This is a genomic window from Winogradskyella rapida (assembly GCF_042675845.1).
Classification (GTDB): Bacteria; Bacteroidota; Bacteroidia; order Flavobacteriales; family Flavobacteriaceae; genus Winogradskyella; species Winogradskyella rapida.
In genome coordinates this window covers 93,565-114,003 of the sequence record NZ_JBHTKM010000017.1, presented here as the reverse complement: position 1 = coordinate 114,003, position 20,439 = coordinate 93,565, and the positions used below count along the sequence as shown (strand labels likewise).

The 20,439-nt window shown below is 36.2% G+C and carries 18 protein-coding genes; 13 read left to right on the top strand and 5 right to left on the bottom strand.

From position 1 onward, the window contains the following. The first annotated feature begins 104 nt into the window (after window positions 1-104). From ACFQ13_RS04325 to ettA, 3 genes are all read left to right on the top strand, one after another. Window positions 105-635, top strand: coding sequence for an NADPH-dependent FMN reductase (locus ACFQ13_RS04325; RefSeq protein WP_386114435.1), 531 nt, complete (start codon window positions 105-107; stop codon window positions 633-635). Between the two features lie 347 nt (window positions 636-982). Next, window positions 983-1,165: a CAL67264 family membrane protein gene (locus ACFQ13_RS04320; RefSeq protein ID WP_114309572.1), complete on the top strand. Its 183-nt coding sequence runs from the start codon at window positions 983-985 to the stop codon at window positions 1,163-1,165. A gap of 54 nt (window positions 1,166-1,219) precedes the next feature. Continuing rightward, complete coding sequence (ettA, locus tag ACFQ13_RS04315; RefSeq protein ID WP_114309573.1) at window positions 1,220-2,911, top strand: energy-dependent translational throttle protein EttA; 1,692 nt, start codon at window positions 1,220-1,222, stop codon at window positions 2,909-2,911. Window positions 2,912-3,073: 162 nt separating this feature from the next. Here ettA and ACFQ13_RS04310 read toward each other — a convergent pair whose 3' ends face one another. Further along, window positions 3,074-3,298, bottom strand: a complete 225-nt coding sequence (locus ACFQ13_RS04310; protein ID WP_386114430.1) for a hypothetical protein — start codon at window positions 3,296-3,298, stop codon at window positions 3,074-3,076. Window positions 3,299-3,490: 192 nt separating this feature from the next. Then, window positions 3,491-4,273 carry an MBL fold metallo-hydrolase gene (locus ACFQ13_RS04305; RefSeq protein ID WP_386114428.1) on the bottom strand — a complete coding sequence of 261 codons (783 nt, stop codon included), beginning with the start codon at window positions 4,271-4,273 and terminating at the stop codon, window positions 3,491-3,493. Window positions 4,274-4,440: 167 nt separating this feature from the next. On the opposite strand from ACFQ13_RS04305, the gene ACFQ13_RS04300 reads away from it, so the two are divergent. The 8 genes from ACFQ13_RS04300 to ACFQ13_RS04265 all read left to right on the top strand — a co-directional run bounded on the left by ACFQ13_RS04300 (window position 4,441) and on the right by ACFQ13_RS04265 (window position 14,291). Further along, the gene (locus tag ACFQ13_RS04300) at window positions 4,441-5,787 is read left to right on the top strand and encodes a microtubule-binding protein (protein ID WP_386114425.1); all 1,347 of its coding nucleotides are present in this window, start codon (window positions 4,441-4,443) and stop codon (window positions 5,785-5,787) included. Between the two features lie 237 nt (window positions 5,788-6,024). Next, window positions 6,025-7,086, top strand: a complete 1,062-nt coding sequence (locus ACFQ13_RS04295) for a hypothetical protein (RefSeq protein ID WP_386114422.1) — start codon at window positions 6,025-6,027, stop codon at window positions 7,084-7,086. A 274-nt stretch (window positions 7,087-7,360) separates the two neighbouring features. After that, a complete protein-coding gene (locus tag ACFQ13_RS04290) occupies window positions 7,361-9,316 on the top strand; it encodes an AAA family ATPase (protein ID WP_386114419.1) in 1,956 nt (651 codons plus the stop codon). Window positions 9,317-9,373: 57 nt separating this feature from the next. Then, window positions 9,374-9,955 carry an NUDIX domain-containing protein gene (locus ACFQ13_RS04285; RefSeq protein ID WP_386114416.1) on the top strand — a complete coding sequence of 194 codons (582 nt, stop codon included), beginning with the start codon at window positions 9,374-9,376 and terminating at the stop codon, window positions 9,953-9,955. Between the two features lie 80 nt (window positions 9,956-10,035). Further along, window positions 10,036-11,271: a DUF6638 family protein gene (locus ACFQ13_RS04280; protein WP_386114414.1), complete on the top strand. Its 1,236-nt coding sequence runs from the start codon at window positions 10,036-10,038 to the stop codon at window positions 11,269-11,271. A 116-nt stretch (window positions 11,272-11,387) separates the two neighbouring features. Next, window positions 11,388-11,924: a hypothetical protein gene (locus tag ACFQ13_RS04275; protein WP_386114411.1), complete on the top strand. Its 537-nt coding sequence runs from the start codon at window positions 11,388-11,390 to the stop codon at window positions 11,922-11,924. Between the two features lie 115 nt (window positions 11,925-12,039). Continuing rightward, window positions 12,040-13,737, top strand: a complete 1,698-nt coding sequence (locus ACFQ13_RS04270) for a hypothetical protein (RefSeq protein WP_386114409.1) — start codon at window positions 12,040-12,042, stop codon at window positions 13,735-13,737. A 125-nt stretch (window positions 13,738-13,862) separates the two neighbouring features. Next, entirely contained in the window at window positions 13,863-14,291 is a 429-nt protein-coding gene (locus ACFQ13_RS04265) for a hypothetical protein (RefSeq protein ID WP_386114407.1), read from the top strand. 50 nt (window positions 14,292-14,341) lie between these two features. Here the strand turns inward: ACFQ13_RS04265 and ACFQ13_RS04260 are convergent, their stop codons facing one another. Together ACFQ13_RS04260 and ACFQ13_RS04255 are read right to left on the bottom strand one after the other, a co-directional pair. After that, window positions 14,342-15,694: a DEAD/DEAH box helicase gene (locus tag ACFQ13_RS04260; RefSeq protein ID WP_386114404.1), complete on the bottom strand. Its 1,353-nt coding sequence runs from the start codon at window positions 15,692-15,694 to the stop codon at window positions 14,342-14,344. A gap of 42 nt (window positions 15,695-15,736) precedes the next feature. After that, the gene (locus ACFQ13_RS04255; RefSeq protein ID WP_386114402.1) at window positions 15,737-16,627 is read right to left on the bottom strand and encodes an aldose 1-epimerase family protein; all 891 of its coding nucleotides are present in this window, start codon (window positions 16,625-16,627) and stop codon (window positions 15,737-15,739) included. 116 nt (window positions 16,628-16,743) lie between these two features. On the opposite strand from ACFQ13_RS04255, the gene ACFQ13_RS04250 reads away from it, so the two are divergent. Beyond that, complete coding sequence (locus ACFQ13_RS04250) at window positions 16,744-18,036, top strand: anthranilate synthase component I family protein (RefSeq protein ID WP_386114399.1); 1,293 nt, start codon at window positions 16,744-16,746, stop codon at window positions 18,034-18,036. Window positions 18,037-18,130: 94 nt separating this feature from the next. Here the strand turns inward: ACFQ13_RS04250 and ACFQ13_RS04245 are convergent, their stop codons facing one another. Continuing rightward, entirely contained in the window at window positions 18,131-18,820 is a 690-nt protein-coding gene (locus ACFQ13_RS04245; RefSeq protein ID WP_386114396.1) for a hypothetical protein, read from the bottom strand. A gap of 243 nt (window positions 18,821-19,063) precedes the next feature. Between ACFQ13_RS04245 and tilS the strand changes: the two genes are divergently transcribed. Continuing rightward, window positions 19,064-20,380 carry a tRNA lysidine(34) synthetase TilS gene (gene tilS / locus ACFQ13_RS04240; protein ID WP_386114393.1) on the top strand — a complete coding sequence of 439 codons (1,317 nt, stop codon included), beginning with the start codon at window positions 19,064-19,066 and terminating at the stop codon, window positions 20,378-20,380. Window positions 20,381-20,439 lie beyond the last annotated feature (59 nt).

The following is a 20,439-nucleotide window of genomic DNA, read 5'->3' as shown; positions in this document are numbered from 1 at the left end:
GTTTAGAGGTTTGGAAAGTGAATATTCTGTTAAAATAAAATTCAAGGCCGTATTTAGCTTGGAAAGTATAGGCTGCTTTTGTACTTTAATCTGAAATTATAAATATGAAAGACATAATTGCCTTTGCAGGAAGTAATAGTTCCGATTCCATTAATAAACAATTAGCCACTTACGCGGCAAGTTTGGTAGACACAGCTGAAGCTACCATTTTAGATTTAAACGATTTTGAACTTCCCATATATGGTAAGGACTTACAGGAAGCAGAGGGTATACCTCAGAATGCTGCCATATTTTTAGATTTAATAAAGAAAAGCGATGGCATCATTCTGTCTTTAGCTGAAAATAACGGTGCTTATTCCGCAGTGTTTAAAAATTTATTCGATTGGCTCTCGGTTATCGAGTCAAAAAACTGGTTTAATAAACCGATGCTTCTTATGGCGACTTCTCCAGGTGGTCGCGGTGGACAATCCGTATTGCAGATTGCCTTAGATCGTTTTCCTCGTCATGACGCCAATATTGTTGGCTCATTTTCATTACCCTCTTTTAGTACGCATTTTAAAGACGGAGAAATTAGAGATGCAGAGCTTAAGGAAATGTTGCAGATTGAAATTGAAAAATTTAAAGCCCAATTGTAAAGCTCCTATTATAATGTCCTTAGGTTGAAGCGTGTGTTGAACAAAAAACAGGCGGTAATTCATTAATATTAAAATTTCTAAAACTTAAATATGGAGGAATGATTCCCTTCATGTCTTGGAGGTAGTATGGTGAGCCTAAATATTTCAATGTGAGTAGGTTTATGGGCTTAGAAAACAATGATTATTATTGAAAGCGAAAAACGTTAAGCTTTTAAATTGATAGGCATAGGGCAGATCTTAAGCTATAAATACAATGAGTACTGTTAATTGACTGATGATTTTATATATTTTCTTGCCAAAATTCACGATATTTGAAAATTAAATAATTATTAAATTTTAGATGGACTATGGCAATGAATAAAAATACAGTTTTAGCTTGGGCAACATGGATAATGGTGTTTGTAGGGTGTGGATTAATAGCGCTTGGAGCCTTTAGATATGATGAGGTCGCAGGTTGGGGTTTTGCTGCTGTTGGTGGCGGATTTTACTGTATTGCGTGGGTTTTTAACGCCCTAAAAGGACGTATGTAAACCCATACAAGTAATAATGTAATGCATAACTTTGCAAAAAATTAAAAACAAATTATGAGTGACGATAAAAAAGTAATTTTCGCGATGTCTGGTCTTACCAAGACCTTTTCAGGAGCGAATACACCCGTTTTAAAAAATATATATTTAAGTTTCTTCTACGGAGCCAAGATTGGTATTTTAGGTTTAAACGGATCAGGTAAATCTACCTTATTAAAGATTATTGCTGGAGTTGATAAAAACTACCAAGGTGATGTGGTTTTTCAACCTGGTTATTCTGTAGGCTACTTAGAGCAAGAACCACAACTCGATGATGAGAAAACCGTTATGGAAGTTGTTAAAGAAGGCGCTGCTGAAACGGTAGCAATTCTTGATGAGTACAATAAAATTAACGACCAATTTGGTTTAGAAGAGGTTTACAGCAATCCAGAAAAAATGGAAAAGCTGATGAACCGCCAAGCGGAATTACAAGATCAGATTGATGCTTCTAACGCATGGGAATTAGATACCAAGTTAGAAATTGCCATGGATGCTTTACGCACGCCAGATGGTGATAAGAAAATCGGAGTGCTTTCTGGTGGTGAGCGTCGTCGTGTAGCTTTATGTCGTTTATTATTACAAGAGCCAGACGTTTTACTATTAGATGAGCCTACCAACCATTTAGATGCCGAGTCGGTACATTGGTTAGAGCATCACTTAGCACAATATAAAGGAACCGTAATCGCTGTAACACACGATAGATATTTCTTAGATAACGTAGCGGGTTGGATTTTAGAACTCGATAGAGGTGAAGGGATTCCTTGGAAAGGAAATTATTCTTCTTGGTTAGATCAGAAATCAAAACGTATGGCGCAAGAGAGCAAAACAGCCTCTAAGCGTCAAAAAACCTTAGAGCGAGAGCTCGATTGGGTACGTCAAGGAGCAAAAGGGCGTCAAACAAAACAGAAAGCGCGTTTAAAGAATTACGATAAATTAATGAGTCAAGATCAAAAACAACTTGACGAAAAATTAGAAATCTTTATTCCTAATGGTCCGCGTTTAGGGACTAATGTTATTGAAGCCTCAGGCGTTGCTAAAGCTTATGGCGATAAATTACTTTATGACGATTTAAACTTCAATCTACCACAAGCAGGAATCGTTGGGGTTATTGGTCCTAATGGGGCGGGTAAAACCACGATTTTCAGAATGATTATGGGAGAGGAAGATCCGGATAAAGGGGAATTCAAAGTGGGTGAAACCGCGAAGATTGCCTATGTAGATCAGAAGCACTCTAATATAGATCCTGAAAAAACCATTTGGCAAAACTTTAGTGATGAGCAAGAATTAGTCATGATGGGCGGAAAAGAAGTGAATTCTAGAGCTTATTTAAGCCGATTTAATTTTTCTGGAGGAGAGCAAAATAAAAAAGTAAAATTACTTTCTGGAGGAGAGCGAAACCGTTTACACTTAGCAATGACGCTTAAAGAAGAAGGGAACGTTTTACTATTAGATGAGCCAACCAATGATTTAGATGTAAATACCTTAAGAGCTTTAGAAGAAGGTTTAGAAAACTTTGCCGGCTGTGCTGTGGTAATTAGTCACGATAGATGGTTTTTAGATAGAATTTGTACACATATATTAGCTTTTGAAGGTGATTCGCAAGTGTATTTCTTTGAAGGTGGCTTTAGTGATTACGAAGAGAATAAGAAAAAACGCTTAGGTGGTGATTTAATGCCTAAACGTATTAAATACAAGAAATTGGTGCGTTAAGACCCAGTTTGTATACATAAAAAAGCCAGCGATTTGCTGGCTTTTTTTATTGTGATAAATGTTACTTTTATAAGTTTTGACTTAAGGCTAAAAGTTATAGAAAATAGAACTTCATTAATATAAAGGATTTAAATATACAGACTAGTTGATTGTTTTACAACCTTAATTATCGCCGTACAAATGTCCATTTGTAAAGTCAGTATAGGTTTCTTCTTCCTCTTTAATACTGCTTGTTTCCATTAATTTTTTGTTTTCCGCTTTCAGCTTGTACATTTTTATAATCGCTACAAGGATAAAAATGAGAAAAATAGAAGCCACAGTAATTAAGATCAAGGTTAACTGTGTTGTGGTTACCATTAAAACTTTAAAAAATAATGAATTAAGCATGAAGTCAATGTTTAGATTTGGATAGCCTTTCTACACGGCTAATATAGGAAAAATCTCATTCTTAAACCTCTAATTCTAAATAATTTAGATAAAAATTGTGTTAATTTTATCGATTAAAGTTTGTTAAATATCGGCAAACCGCATTATTTACGCGCTGTAATAAGTTTTGGCAAGTCGCACAAAATCAGTATTTTATTGATACCAATCTAGAAAAACTACAGCTACAGTAGGCGCTTTTTCATTAACGATAGACTTAAATTTCTCAATATCACTTAAACCTTCGGTGCCTCTATAATGATAAGGATATACCGTTTTTGGTTTAAAGTCAATTACCGCACTGGCCGCACTTTCTACGGGCATGGTATAGGGTAAATTCATGAAAACAAATGCTTTGTCTATATTTTTTAAAGCCCGCATTTCGGGTATATCTTCAGTATCGCCAGAAATATAGATGCGCTCCTCATTAATGGTCAGTAAATAGCCGTTTCCTCTTCCTTTGCTATGGAATTTTAAGGCCTCTTCTCTTAAATTGTACATAGGGATGGCTTTTATAGTGATGCCTTCAAAATTATAAGTATCATCATTATGTAAGGTGACAACTTTGGCTTTTATCGTTGTTGGTAATTTTTCAACGACAGCTTCAGGAGCAATAAGCGTGGCGCCAGAAAGGTCAATAGCCTCTAAAGTTTCTAAACTTAAATGATCGCCATGGATATCTGTTATTAAGACTAAGTTGGGTTTTGCTTGTGCTTTAAAAGCCTCTAGTCCGCCTGTAGGATCTACATAAATGGTATTGTCTTCGGTTTGTAATACCATTGTGGCATGAGAAATAGGTGTTATTTTTAATTCCGCCGGACTTTCAATAATGGCTTTACTCGCTTTTATGGCAATATCCTTTTCTTTTTTTGTTTCTGTTTTACAACTCGTCGCAACAAGAATTGTGCAAAGTAATAAGGTGGTTTTCAGTAATTTCATCGGATTCCTAATTTTAGATAAAGATATTGAATCTGCATTTAAAATGAAAAAGCTGTAACAGATTTATAAGATTTGCTACATATTACTAGGAAGTATAGTTTTTATAATCATAAAAATTACCGAAATTGTTAACCTAAAATTGTTCAACCAAAATAAAACCAACACCTATGTCTGATGATTTTGATTTATTAGAAACCAACGCACAAGAAAAGACTGAAAAAGTCGATGTAAATTGGGGAAAAGCAATTGACCAAATGAAGTCGAAGCTAGCACAAGAAGATGATCCTGAAAGTCGTCAGAAAATACTAAATGCGACCTTAGATAATGTGGTCGATATGGCCGAAAAAGACCGTTCTACCTTATTAGATGCTATTAAGGATTTAACAGACTATCAAGACGAAGTCGGTATCATGTTTGAAGGTTTTTCGGCTTTAAATGCTACGGAACAAAAAGTGATCGATGATGCGGTAAGACGTTTAGAGCGTGCTAAGGTAGAACTTGAAAATGCTAATAATAAACCCGATACTTGGTGGAATAACCTTTGGGGACGCAAAAGCAAGATTAAAGATGCAGAGGCCGAACTCAAAAACGCGCAAAAAACACGTGATGCTGCAGATAATGAGGCCAAAGCCATGTTTCAACAACGTATAGAGACTGCTGATGTGCAGACCTTATTAAATGAATTGTCGTTTAAAAGTCAGGCGGCCATTAAGCGTTTAAAAGATAGAGAAATTGAAATTAAAGAAGTGGAAGAGAGCCTTAAAACGGCAATTGTAGATGCTTCTAACAACCATACCAAAGCGCTTCAGAAGAAAAAAGAAGTGGAGGAGAAGCTCGAGGAGCAGTATGCTTTATTAAAGCAAGCGCGCCAATCTTTAGAGGAAGTGGCCGATAAGCAGTCTACCGAATATTCAGATGCGTTAAGTAAAGTGACCACTTTAGAGCAAAAAGTAGAAGAGTTAGAAGGTCTTAAAAACGCCTACACCACACTTGCGGCATCTAAAGATAGTTTCGTTCATAAGCACAATTTAACCATCAAAGTTTTAACCTCGTTACGTAGTAATTTACAAACGCATCGTGCAAAGTTAAAGTCAGATACAGATGAGCGTCTTAAATATTACGATGGCTATGTAGTGGCGTTAAAAGCACGTACAGACCAAGAATTTGCTGCTATTTTAGAACATTTAGGAGTGAAAACCGATGAGCATATTGGCGAAACCTTAGCGGCTATGCATACGGCAAGTGCACGTGCACGTCAAGAAATGATGGATAATATTCCGGTTCACGAAAAAGTGATGCAAGGCGTTTACGGCAGTTACGCTGAGGCTTTAAGTGAAATTAGAGAAAAAGATAAATCAATTCAAAAGAATTTTGCGGAGCGTTACGGCATTGATATGAAAGAAATTTTCGAAGATTATTACGCTGCTGATGCCAACGCCCCTTCTGGAGACACAGCAGGGAAACCGGCTAGCGAACCAAAACCAACAGCTCCTGAAGATGATTTGTTAGGCTAAATTAATGAGGGCGTTACCTACTTTTGTTTTAATGACAAAAGTAGGTCAGGCTTTCCACTATATCTTTTTTCAGAAAAAGAAAAAAGGATGCCGTTGCAATCCTTAACGCGTCTACACAAGTGTCCTATATACAAAGCTTTGGCTTTAGAGGATACCAAGATGTGGTTTAGAAATAAAGACCAAACCGAGCTGGTCTTAACTCATCATTAACTGCATACACCCAATTGTTTACTAAAAATGATCGTTACACCTTTAGATTCCGCAATATTAGATTCCAAAGAGCAATATGTATTCTATCATAAAATGATAGATTTTGCACTCAAGGAACTCATTGTTGCTGTACAAGAAAAACAGATATTAAATCCGCAAGAGCTACGCTTATTTAAGCAATACTCAGATTTGTTGTTGTATTCTATAGAAGCCATGCGTGTAAAATATATGTATGACGATGAGGAAAATATGAAGGTCGATTTAACCGATTCTAGTTTTCCTAATTATTTAGAATTCCGCTATCTGTTTAATGATTTGGCCCTGCGTGAAGATTATTTAGAAAAACTCACCAATATACAGACCTTAAAAGAGGAGTTTTTAGACACGCTTATGCGAAAGAAAACGCCAATCTCTAAACGAAAACTCTTTCAAGCCGCATCCATAGTCTATTATTCATCGGCTAAAAAAGAATATATCTTTAATCGGTTTGTGCAAGGTAAAATTATTGATGCCCCAGAAGGATCTGTAGCAGAGCATTTAGTGAGTTGGAGCTTTTACGATATTTCGCATAACCGACCGTTTGTATGCTATATGTATTTTAATTACGATGGTAAAGACGTTCAAAGCTACAAGGAAGAGATTTATGAGGCTTTAAAAAATAGTGCCGATAGAGATATGGCTCTAGATACTATGGCTTATGGTATAGATAAACGCTTGCCAAAAGTATTTCCGAAGTTAATAAGACGTGTAGATCTTGGACCTATTCATAATGTATTCGCAAAAGATGAAAACAAACTAACCCATGCTATTTTACAGAGTATTGCTCAAAAAGAAATTCCTTTAGAGTCTTATGTGATCTCACTTAAGGTCGATGATTTAAAATCTGAAAGCGAATTCAAAGAAGGAAGCTTTTTTAGTAAGCAAACTTTTCAGCGTTGGGATACCGCTTATAGGCAGCATTATCTTTTTGCACCGCATAGAATCATTCAAATGTTATACAATAAAACGCCTGAAATTATGGATAAGTTGGCCATGCCACCTGTTCAGGTAAGCAGTTTGCAGGCTTCAATGGTAAATCATAAAAAGTAACAGCACCGATGTTATCCTTTAAGCTTAGGCTTTTCAAATCAAAAAAAACAGTTTAGGAGATGCCAAGCGTGAACCTCTTGAAACAGCATAAGAGCACGATGCTACTGTGGCAAAATCCTAATGAATTCAAGTTATAAAATAAAAACAAAAAAAAGCCTCAATAGACTACACGGTGAAGCACTGAAAATTGAGACTGAAAATAAATAAAGTAAGCGTAGGCGGCTACAGTAATTTTTGAAACCGACGTACGCATTACAGAGAAGACACGATACCTATGGAACACAACACTACTTTTCCTATAAAAATTAATGAATTAGATATGCTTCGCGATGAAGCCACCTCTTATTTAAAGTCCATTCAGTGGGAGCAGAGTCAGCGTGCAAAAAACAGAGAAGGCGATACTAAAGACCAGTCTATCTTATTGTATTTGTCTAGAGCAAACAATGGGAGCAACTTGAGTATTACCTCGGTTTCTAAAACGATATTATCATTAAAAAAACGGTTGTTACCAGAGTCGGTAGCCTTACCTATATTATTAAACCAGACCTTATACGCGGTCCAAGAAGGCTTGGTCTTAGGGACTTGGATTAAAGATTCGTATTACGATGCTTCAGGTTTATCGAGCTTAAGTGAAAACAAATCGGCTTTAGACCGTTCCGGACGTCGGGAGTATGAGAGTAAAATGCACACAGCAACGGCTTTTATGTTGTTTGCCTTGTCGTATAAAATATTACATGATTTAAAACCGCATACCTCCGATGATTTGTCGGTAATGAAGCAAAAATTTGCAGGAATTCCCGAGGTGTCTTTTTTAACACCCTTAAAAGGAATTTCTTGTCAGCTATTTTACTACGATAAATACTTAGGACATCCTGAAATTATAAATTCAGATCAAGATGTTTTAGATTTTACCGTGGTGTATTTTGAGGCTTTAATTGAAGAAATTCAATTGCGTAAAAGCAGTTTGGAGTATACCGAAACCATTGTAGATAGAACTTACAAACTAGAGAAGTCAGACTTTGCTATTTCGGGTTGGGACAATGTGTTTTCTGGGACGGCCAAAAGTATTGAATTTAATAAAATTCAGTTTGAACAAATTGTAGGAAATAGGGATGCCAAACATTTTGCACGACGTTTAACAGAGCGTATGTTGAGTTATGATTTTGAAGCCAAGAAAAATCCATTTCAAGAATTAGGCGGATTTATGCCGGTTTTTATGGGCTATGGTATTCCAGGAACCGGAAAAAGTATGCTTATTGCGGCCATTGCCACCCGATTAAAAGAACATGCAGACCATTTAGACATTCCATTTTTGTTTCACCCAATGCCAGACACCCTTATTAGTACGTTTCAAGGAGGGTCGGCAGAGAAAATGGTGGAGTGGATGAAGCCGATGCAAGACCCTACAAAACTGATTTTTGCTCCAATTGATGATGCTGAAAATAATTTACAAGAACGAACCACGCAAGGGGTTTCTGCCGGCGTTAAAGAAGTGATTGGGGTTTTCTTGAGATATACAGAAGGTGCTTATGCCGTTAATTATGGGAATAGCTCTATTGGCTTATTTACCAACCTTCCTGAAATGCTAGATAAAGCTGTCATTTCTCGTGTGCAAGGCCGTTTTAAAATTGATGGGGCACGTACCACGCACGATTTTGTAGATCAGGATTATATTTGGTGGAAGAAATTACAAGAGACCATGCCTGATTTTGTAAATATGAACGATCCTGAGGTGTATAAATACTTGTCAGAACAAGGTTTAGCCAACAGTATGGGAGAAATTCTTCATGCCTTAGATGTACCTTCAGAAGCCCGAGTTCACGAAGCTTTTGATAAGGCTGAACAACTTCATGATCAAACCGATCATATGTTTTACGCGGCGCTGTATAAAGAAATTCAGAAGATATTTCCGTTTTTCTCTTCAAGAGATGTTCGTAATATCCAATCGGCTATATCTTTACGATTAACAGATTTCGATTTAGAACAAGATTGGTTTGAGCATCCTGAGAAGTATTTCAAAAAAGATTACAACAGTAAGTTTCAAATGCTTCAGGAATTGATGAAGTCTAATATGAAAGGTTTAAATTTTTCGGATATTAGACGTCAAGAAGTGATTCGTTATTTAGATAACGTGGCCACCATAGCAGATACTGATTTTAAACGTCAAGTCGCTTCAAGAGTACACCAATTAGAAATAGAAACCAAAGCGAGAGCAGAGTTTAAAGGCTAATACGCTGGGTTTTAATAAGAACCTTTAATTTAGAACATATAATTGAACCCTTTATTTATGAATAAGATTAAAAACATTACAAAAACCATCCTTTCTGAGGAATGGGCAACATTAACTCGAATTGATTATGATTTTCAGTTTGAAGATGGCGCCTGGAAATCGGTATCGCGAGAATGTTATAATCGCGGAAATGGTGCGGCAATCTTACTTTATAATGTAGAGAAAGGAACGGTAATTTTAACTAAACAATTCCGAATGCCTATCTATGAAAATACCGAAGACGAAGGTATGTCTATAGAGGTTTGTGCCGGGTCTATAGAGCATAATGATGATCCTTTAGAGACCGTGATTAGAGAAACCGAGGAAGAAGTAGGCTATAAGATAAAGGACGCTAAGCAAGTGTATAAAGCTTATACCTCACCAGGGGCTTTAACCGAAAAAATGTTTTTATATGTGGCAGAATATTCCGAGGCTACAAAAATCAGTGAAGGCGGTGGTTTGGAAAGTGAAAATGAAGAAATAGAAGTATTAGAACTTCCATTTACCAAAGTTGTAGAAATGATAGCTTCCGAAGAAATTAAAGATGCCAAAACAATTATGTTAGTGCAATATGCGCAAATCCATAAGTTGCTGGGTTAAGTTAAACATCTTCTAAAAACAAAGAAGATGAGCGATTTTGAACAAAGAAAGAAGTAAAAGGAATTCCGATAGGGTATAAAATGAACAAATTAAAAGAAGCCAATTTATTTAGAAGTGAACTCATTCCTATTAATGGAAAACTGGTTGAGCGTTATAACAAATGTCTAAAAACCTTAGGGTTTAGTCCAACAAGCTTAACGTCGTTTTCAATTGATGGTATTGGGTGGAGCCCTGAAATTGCTGAAGAAAAAAAGGATAATCATTACCTTAATCATGGCGATGCGAACCCTCATGGTATTATCATTTCTCCTTTGCAGAAAAATAAACCGGTGTATTTGCCATACCACTCTTTTGATAGAGAGATGATGCAGTTAATTTTTAAAACTCATGGCGATAAAATTAATGATATTACGAGAGACGCTGCAATTTGTATTGATTTTGACCAAGGAATTGATGTGTTTTATGAGCCTTTAGAAGTTTTAAAATACAGCAGTGTTACAATCACTTTTAGGCTTATAGATCAGCTTGAAGACAAGCAAAGAGAGCAGTTAGCGCTTGTAGAGACCTTTAAAAACGGAAATAATTTTATTGACGAAACCCTTCAGCAACAACTGCTAAATTCGGCCAAAGCCTATGGCGATTTAAGACATCGAGATTTGCACTTGCAGGCCTTAAATTTTTCAGTGAGCTCCTTTTATACACGGGCCTTTGGTGGGGTTTATTTGCTTCGCGATTTTATAAAACCAATCGCAATTTTTGTAAGTAAAGCCAGTTATAAAGAAGCTATTAAAGACACCGTACACGAGGTTTTAATTTATCACATTTCGCAATCCGAGTTAATGGATAAACTAAAAGATCATATCATTATTGAGTGCGACTTAGAGGCTATTGTAAAAACGGCTAATTACGATCGTATAAAGAAGTTTGAATTGGCACAGTTTATTAAAGAACCTCAGCATCCTTTAGCGACGATTCTAGATGATAAAGTCTTGTTTAAAAGTTATCTTAACAAAATTGATATTGAAGCTCGGAAGCAAGTAATGAGTGTCGAAATTTATCTCGAAAAATTAGAGCGTAGCAATGCTTATAAAATTGAAGATATCGTAGAGCCCTCTTTATATTTTGCTTTGCACCAACCGCATTCCTCGTTGTCTGCGGTACATCGCGATTTAATTCATAAATTACTTATTAATATTGCGCCTAAAGATGTGCTATTTTTATATTGGTATGATAAAGAGCAGTTTTATAAGCATTATGCCACTTGGGAAGATTCTTTTAAAGATTGGGTTATTGAGCGTATTCGTAACAATATCTAAGTGTTTGAGACCAATAAGGTGTAGGACTGTATTTTGCTTAATAGCGGAATCTTAAATTAAAGTATTAATCGTGTCGAATGCTGTTGTGGAAGCGTTCAATCTAAAAAAAATAAAGCATGGGACTAGAACTCGTTATATTTATTACGGCTATTTTATTCGGAATTTTTCTGTACTGGAGAGAGTCTAATGGTAATGGTGCCTACCGTTTATTAAATAAAATGGTGAATAGTAAGGCTCTTCAAATGAGTCCGAATAATCCCAAAGGCTTTATTTACCAGCAGAGCTTTTTACCACGCTTGATCTTTGTGGTTAGTTTTGTGCTCTTAGCAGCACTGATCATTGAGTTTCTAACGCCTATCGCTGTATTTAGTTCTTACTATGGGGTTTCGGCGTTTGCATCTTTTATTGTGGGAACTTTAATCGGAACCTATGTAGCAAGTTTTGTAATTAAAACTTCTGAAGTTATAGAGGAACAAAGCGATTCTATAGAAGATAGGTTTGAAGATGTTGTAGAAAAAGGTAAAGATTTTATCGAAGATTTAAAAGTTAGAGATCCTAAAGTGGTTGAAGAGGCTAAGGAAGAAATTAAAACAAATCCAGAAACCGATAAGCCAAGTGCTAGAGACCGTTTAAAGGATAAAGGCTTGTTGTAAAGCCTAGGAGGAAACCCTATGGGGATAAAACATAATAAGAGCGTCTGCTGAATTGCAGGCAACATTAAAAAATAATATAATTAGAGTTCTACTGCGGTAGGAATAACAGAGAATTATGATAAAAAAGTATTGGAGTAAAGGCGGAAAGCAAAAAGGAATCGTCATTTTGGTCGGCTTAATTATGGTGGGTTTATTGTTCTTTTTTAGAGACGATTATCAACCCCTATTACTGTTTATTAGAAAATTCATTTTTATAATTCTATTAAGTAGTTTGGTGCTGTTCTTTGGCTTACGAAAATTTAGAAATTCATCGCAAGTCAGTACGCGTTTAGGCGTTTTAGCATTGCTTATTGCGTTTTTTGGATTGTTATACCTCGTGGGTTGGTATTTTAAAATGTACGATTACATGAAAACCTACAATGTGTTTAATAGCATGCATAAGATTGAAATTAATGAGTTGCCGCTTACCCAAAATGAACGTATTCAACCTTTGCGAAATATTCATTCTATGGGGCGTGAAAGTGTTGGTGAAACTAAAGATGTGTCTTTGCCTCATTTGGTGAGAGTGGATGATCAGAATAAATGGACAATGGCTATTCAGCCTAGTGAAAAATACGTGATGCAACGTATTAATGACAATACAGAAGAAGTATTTTCTGTAAGTAGTACAACACCGTTTCCGCGATTTTCAAATGAAAACCGTGTAAGTGTAACGTTTTCTATAGGCGAATCCTTAAAATTTAGTAGGAATACCTACAATGCCGTGGTGCAACGCTTTAACCCGTGGATGCTTTTTAACCACGAGCCAAGTGATACCTTTTATATGAAAAACGATTCAGGGGAATGGGTTCAAGTGGTGAGTTTAATTAAGTGGAAAGGGTTCTTTTTCCCGTATCCGAGTTTTGGTGGAGTTATGATTATTGAAAATGGAGAACATGATTTTAATGATTATTTAGAACGTATTACCATAGGAAAAGGGACTTATGTGAGCCCTGATGAGATAAAAAACTATCCTTTTTTAAATAAACAAAACACCTTGTCTGAAAAAGTATCGCAATTACAAGCCGAATCTTTAAAATTCTTAGGCGGATTTAGTGATCCATTACCGTGGAATATGGAGACTGCTGTAAAAATTCCTGTAATGCCAAAAGATCAGAACCAACAGCCTTACGTTACGGATTTTGATTTTTCAGGCTCTAATTCTAATGCCTATAGTGGTTTGTACCATTGGTTCGGGTTAGAACCCGTAGGGAATGAGCGTACCAGTTTAAGTTATAGTGTTTTTGTTCCTGCAGATGGTACTGATGAATTGTACTATTATGATCATGCCTCTAAAAAACAAGGGTATGCTGGGGTATCGGCTATGCCATTAAAAGTTAAAGAATCCCGCAAAGAGTACGATTGGAATGCGAGTACACCGGTGGAGTTTAGACCTTATATTAAAAATATTGCAGGCCGTAAACGTATGTTTTTCTTAGGAACTATTTCGTCTATAAGTGCAACAGACTCTCAGCAATTTGATGGGGCAGCAACCCCAGATTTGGTTTTAATTGATAGCGAATATAGAGATGTCATTTGGATTGATGTAAAACACCCAAGTACATGGGATGAAGAAGTTTATAATCAACTTAATGAGGCGTGGAGAGCTAGTGAAGGTATTGGCTATTATTTTAAGAAAGAACCGCAAGACGAAGATATTTTAATCCAAGCTACAGATTCTATAATAGCGATTCCTAAAGTAGAGGATCAAACTGAAAAGATTAACGCTTTGCAGCGTCAGTTAGATGCTTTAAAAGCAGCCAGTGGTCAGTAATCTACTAAAACGTCCAAAGAAAACCCGTTAGTGTTAAAAAACTAACGGGTTTTTTATTTTTACTGATTTGTGTAACAATTATACCTTAATGTAGACTTATAAGGTAAAGATTTATAATGGGTTACATGGGGTTAGGAATGCAAAAATGGATTTATGGGATGCGAGCGCGTGCCCCTTTTTCTATGCAACGCAAAAAGTCCTTTACAGCCTTGCCTACTTATAGTCGGAAATTTAAAATACAACCTTCAAAACAAAGGCCGATTTATGATTTTGGAATCATTTTCGGTTTCGTCTTAGGATTTATTATGTTGCTGTCCATTACTAATTTGGTACAAAGCTTTAAACAGCATCAAAATAAAGTCCAAATGCTAAACTTTCAAAAGGACGATTGGGCATTTAACTTTTTAATGAAATCTGGAGAAAACCGTTTAGCTAAAGGCAAAATCTCAGCGGCCTATTCTGAGTTTCAATTGGCTTACGCCATACGTCCTCATGATAAAAAACTTCAGGAACTAATGCACGTCACTTCAGGGCAATTGTGTCTTGAGAATTAAGCAAAGCATGTTGAAATGGCCGCTACGCTACTAAAGGCAATAAGAAAGAGTTACTTTTTCTTATTGCGTTTGTTATAGTTTTTATCACCTCTTGTTTTAGGCTTTTTATATTTTGCTGCAATCTTAAATTTATAAGAACCTCCTAAATTTTCCTTTTTGTTCTTTTCCTTTTTCTCATGGAAAGCCGGTCCAGGGGCATCTTCATCACGACGCTTAGTAGGATTATTACGCTCTCTAATCTGCGGACGCTCTTCTTCTATTAATTCGGTAGATATCGTTACCTCTTCCGGAATTTCAAGCGTCTCTATTTTCATTTGCATTAAGGTTTCAATACGTTCTAAACCTTCTTGCTCTTTAGCGGTAGAAAATAATAAAGATTGTCCTTTCTTTTCTGCACGACCTGTTCGTCCAATACGGTGCATATAGTTTTCAGGATAATCTGGAGTATCAAAATTGATAACATGAGAAACGCCTTCGATATCTAATCCACGCGCCATAACATCTGTAGCAACCAATAATCTGTTTTCACCTTCTCTAAACTGCTCAATACTACGTAATCTGTAGTTCTGTGTTTTGTTAGAGTGAATCACACAAGATTGTCCAGGGTATAAGTCTTCGAGCTGATCAAATAAGCGATCGGCCATTTTCTTATAAGCCACAAATATTAAGACTTTAGAAAACACCTCTTTATCTTTAAGTAGGGCTTCTAATAAATTTACTTTAGTGTAAAAGTTTGGGACATCGTAGCGCACCTGAGTGATATTCTCTAAAGGTGTTCCAGATACTGCAATGGCAATTTTAGATGGTTTCTTAAAGAAATCCACAATTAAATCGTCTACATCCTTGGTCATCGTAGCCGAGTACATGATATTCTGACGACGCTCTGGTAAGATGTCAAATATATTAAGAAGTTGGTGTCTAAATCCAAGATCTAACATCACATCAACTTCATCAATAACTAATTTCTGAATAGATTTTAATTGTAAAACACGACTCACGGCTAAATCATACAAACGACCAGGAGTAGCTACAATAATATCTTGCCCTTGTGCAACCGCTTGTTTTTGAGTGTTAATGTTGGTGCCTCCGTAAACTCCTAAAACACGATTATTAATGTATTTAGAAAGCTTTTCAATTTCACTAACTACCTGAACGACTAATTCTCGAGTTGGTACCAAGATTAAAACTCTAGGGTTGTCTTGCTTAGAAAAAGGGAGATTTTTAAGGATTGGAAGCATATAGGCAAAGGTTTTTCCGGTACCTGTTTGTGCTATACCAACAACATCTTTACCTGCTGCAACCACGTTAAAGGATTCAGCTTGGATAGGTGTAGGTGTTGTAAACCCTAAGTCATCTAAGGCGTTATATAAAGGCGTATTTAAGTTAAGATCGTTAAAAGTCACGTTGTCATATTTTGGTGCAAAGCTACTACTTTATTAATCAACTTACACTAAACGATTTTTTTCTATGCTAATATGGTAGGCTGCAGTGAAAGTTGAAGCGGCTTCAAGCTCTAAAATTCCGTCCTTATTTTTGATGTTTTGATCGGTAGTTTCAAGATCGGCATAACCTAACCATGGTTCTATGCAGACATACGGGGCATTGGGTTTAGCCCAAATACCGAGTTGCTTAAAATCTTCAAAATCAACTTTGAGAAGTAAGCCTTCAGACTTATGCTTTAAACTGATAACTCTAGAGTTTAAAGATTTGAAAATTAAAGCATCTTCGTCAAATAAATCGGGACGTAATTTTATGATGTTCCCTTCAGTAAAGACAGGCTTTGTGTGTTCCGTTAACAAACCGCTGCTCATATTGAGTAAATAAGATGGACTCTCTTCAGGTTTTTCAAATTCTAAATAGTAATCACTATACTCTTCATCGGCATTAATAGGGCAATTAAAAGCAGGATGGCCTCCTAATGAAAAATAAAGCGGCTTCGTATCAAGGTTTTTAACCGTATGATGTACTGAGAGCGTGTTTTCAGTAAGTGTATAAGTAATGTGCAACTCAAACTTAAAAGGGTAGAGGGAATAGAGAGTCTCATCTGATGTGAGTACAAACGTAATACTAGAATCGGTTTGCTTGCTTACCGTAAAATTTTCGTTATGTCTAGCAAAACCATGCTTAGGCATCTTGTAAGTTTGGCCCTCATAGGTATAGCAGTCTTCCTTCATACAACCAATAATAGGAAATAAGTTGGGTGCTGAGCTGCCCCAAAATTTAGGGTCGGCTTGCCACATAAATTCCGTTTGATGTTTCGCTGAGGTGATCTGACTTAATTCTGCACCTTTAGCTTTTATACCTATATTAAGGAGCTCGTTTTTTATACTGTACATGGACTTTAATTTTTGGTGAAAGATACAATTCTTCTCTAGGTTTTAAAATGGCAGGGCTTGTAAATTTATTTCCCTACAAGCTTTAATTTCGGTAAATTGCGGCAATTATTTAAGTATTGAGAACACAGCGTATTTATTCCCCAAAAGACCCAGAGATCTTTAAGCAAAACTTATTGCTTTGGGGTCAGCAATTTACAGATGTCATTTGGCTAGACTCTAATCAACATAAAGATGAATACAGTCGTTATGATGCTGTGTTGGCCGTAGAAGCCTTTACGTCTATCACTACAGATTACGATGAAGGGTTTAGTCGTTTAAGGGAATACCAATCAACAACTGAAGATTGGATTTTTGGTTATCTTACCTATGATTTAAAAAATGGTTTAGAACCTTTAAAATCTCAAAATTTTGATGGTTTAGGATTTCCGGATCTGTATTTTTTTCAACCTCAAAAGTTGTTTTTAATTCAAGGCGATCAAGTAGAACTGCAGTATCTTAAAATGGTAGATGATGAGATAGATCAAGATCTCCTAGCTATTGAAAACATGGTAGCACCTGAAATCTCAAAATCTAAAACGGCTCTTAAAATTAAATTACGTACGTCTAAGGAAGCTTATTTTGAAAAGTTAAACGACATGTTGGATCATATTCATCGTGGAGATATTTATGAAGCTAATTTTTGTCAGGAGTTTTATGCTGAAGACAGTAGTATTAATCCGCTTGAAACCTTTAAAACTCTAAATCGTATTTCTAAGCCGCCTTTCGCTACATTCTTTAAACATTTTGATCGTTATGCATTGTCGGCATCACCCGAGCGTTACATTCAGAAAACTGGGCAAACGGTGATATCGCAACCTATAAAGGGGACAGCTAAACGCGCTTTAGATTCGGAGGAGGATGCCAAGTTAAAGCAAGACTTAGTTGAAGATCTTAAGGAACGCAGTGAGAATATTATGATTGTAGATCTTGTGCGTAATGATTTATCGCATACCGCGCTTAAAGGGAGTGTGCAGGTAAAGGAACTCTGTAAGGTGTATTCCTTTTTACAAGTGCATCAAATGATTTCTACTGTAGCATCAACAGTGTCTCCAGATACTCATCCGGTAGATATTATTGCATCAACCTTTCCTATGGGAAGTATGACGGGCGTCCCTAAAATTTCAGCCATGAGCATTATTGAAGATTTAGAAGATGCTAAACGCGGTCTTTATTCCGGAGCAATCGGGTATTTTACGCCACAGGGAGATTTCGATTTTAATGTGGTCATTAGAAGTATCCTCTATAATGCGAGTGAAAACTACGTGTCCTTTTCTGTTGGAGGTGCAATAACCGCAAAAAGTGATCCGCTAAAAGAATACGAAGAATGCTTAACCAAAGCCAAGGCCATGCGTGAGGCATTAGAAAAGTAAGTCTGATATAAAATTACGTTTCACTTCGTCTCGAAAAAAGCCTTCAGCCTAAGGTTAAACATGCTATAGGTGCTTATTAGAAGGGAATGCTTAGTTATTCAATATGGCGTCTAAAGGTGCGCTTCACTTTATCAAAAATTGCAATTACACGTTTGGTTTCAATGTTTTTAATCTTAGCAATCGCTTCAAAGTCCAGTTTACCTATAATATATAAGTCTACAATATTAGACACGTTAAATGGAAGCCAAGTGTAAAGGTGCTTAAAGGCTTTGTTAGACTGACTCGAAGACAGGTTGTTAAGCTCAAAAGCTTTTAATAAAGACGATTCTTTATCGGCATACAGTTGTATAGGGTCTGATGTTTCTTGTTTATAAGAAATGTCGTTGAGCTCCGTATTTAAGATAAAATCAAAATCAGCATCAACCGTATAATCTTCATTAAGTTTAGCTAATTCATTTTTTAAGATATCATCTGTGCTAATCGTCTGTTTATGATAAGCTTCGTTTTTAAAAAGGAGGTTCATATAGTTGTCTACAATTTTAAACAACTCTAAACGTACGGCCATAGCGTCAGCATTACGATCAAATTCCTGATCATAAAGTAAAATGATACTTTCATCAATGAGTCCGTTAGACGAAAACATATTCTTAGGTAAAATGCCGGTGCTTTCAGCAATATATATTCTGTGTTTAACGTATGGATGTAGATGTGGGAGTGCAGAAAGGACCTTTTTGTCAAAGGTGGTTCTTGCAGATTCTGGTGATAATTTATCTGATACAGTCATAACCTTTTAATTATAAATTCTCTTAAAGTTAATTAAAAAGAAATGATTCTAATGTGATAATCGTCATTTGTTTAAACCTAAAAAAACCATTTCTTAAAATTGTGCTTTCATTTTAGTTACTGATAATGAGGTTTTAATAATTAAATTTTTGCTAAAATATGAAAATACACATTAAAGAATAGGCCGTTAAATTTTTAAAGCAGGTTCAATTTTAGAAAGAATAAAATTCAATACCTTTGAAAGGTGCGTAAAGACTTTAAGAATCATATCGAAAATAAGCTTTCTATACTTAAAGAAAGTAAACTTATAATTGCTATCTCAGGCGGCATTGATAGCGTAGTGCTAGCACATTTGTGTTATGCTATGGGCTTGGATATCGCTTTGGCACATTGTAACTTTAAACTAAGAGCTTCTGAAAGTGATAAAGATGAGGCTTTTGTTGTAGCACTGGCCGACACGTTAGGGGTAGAGGTGTTTGTACAGCATTTTGATACCCAGCAGTATTCAGAAATTCATAAGTGTTCTATACAGATGGCAGCGCGCGAGTTGCGTTACGATTGGTTTGCAGAGTTAGCGCAACAACTTCATTACGATTATATCCTCACGGCACATCATGCCGATGATAACCTTGAAACCTTTCTTATTAACTTTACACGCGGGACAGGACTCAACGGTTTAACCGGAATTCCGATGATTAATAATAATATTGTACGGCCATTATTGCCGTTTTCTAGACATCAGATTGAAACTTACGTTAAAGCCCATCAAATAACGTGGCGAGAAGATGCAAGTAATGCCTCCCGAAAATACCTGAGAAATAAACTGCGCCATGAGGTGGTGCCTTTATTAAAGGAGATCAACCCTCAGCTTTTAGCGAGTTTTCGGAGCACAATGACCAATCTGAAGGATTCTGCGGACATTGTAGAGGATAGTCTTTCCGATTTTTTAAAGAAAGCCTTAGTCGCCGATAATCAATATGGGCAAACCTTTAAGGTAGCTGAGTTTAAAAAGCACAGCAATCCTAAAGCGTATATGTTTGAAATCTTTAAACATTGCGGGTTTACCGAGTGGAATGATGTGGTGAATTTATTAGAGGCCCAATCGGGGAAAATGGTAAAATCGAACACACATCGTTTAATTAAACATCGAGAGTTTTTGATTTTAGCCGATTTAGAACCAGCTGAAAATGGAGAGACTTCAATCTTAATCGAAGCGGATAATAATGCTGTAGATACCCCAATTGGAGAGCTGCGATTAGAGGATGTTGAGGTGAGGCCTGAAGCTTCAAAAAACAGTATTTTTGTCGATAAGGAGCTCTTAAAATTTCCTTTAGAATTACGCCTATGGAAAGCTGGAGATGTGTTTCAGCCCTTAGGAATGATCGGAAAAAAGAAGGTGAGTAAATACCTGAAAGACGAAAAAGTATCCTTAGTAGAAAAGGAACAAACTTGGGTTTTAACCTCAGGAGATAAGGTGGTTTGGTTGGTAGGAAAACGTGCCGACGGCCGATTTAAAGTCACAGAAAACACAAAGCACATGCTTAAAGTTATAGTTCGGTAAATTGACTTATTAAATTGTTTTTAAGTTAGTTGAATTGTTTAGTTGTGCTTATTTTGAAA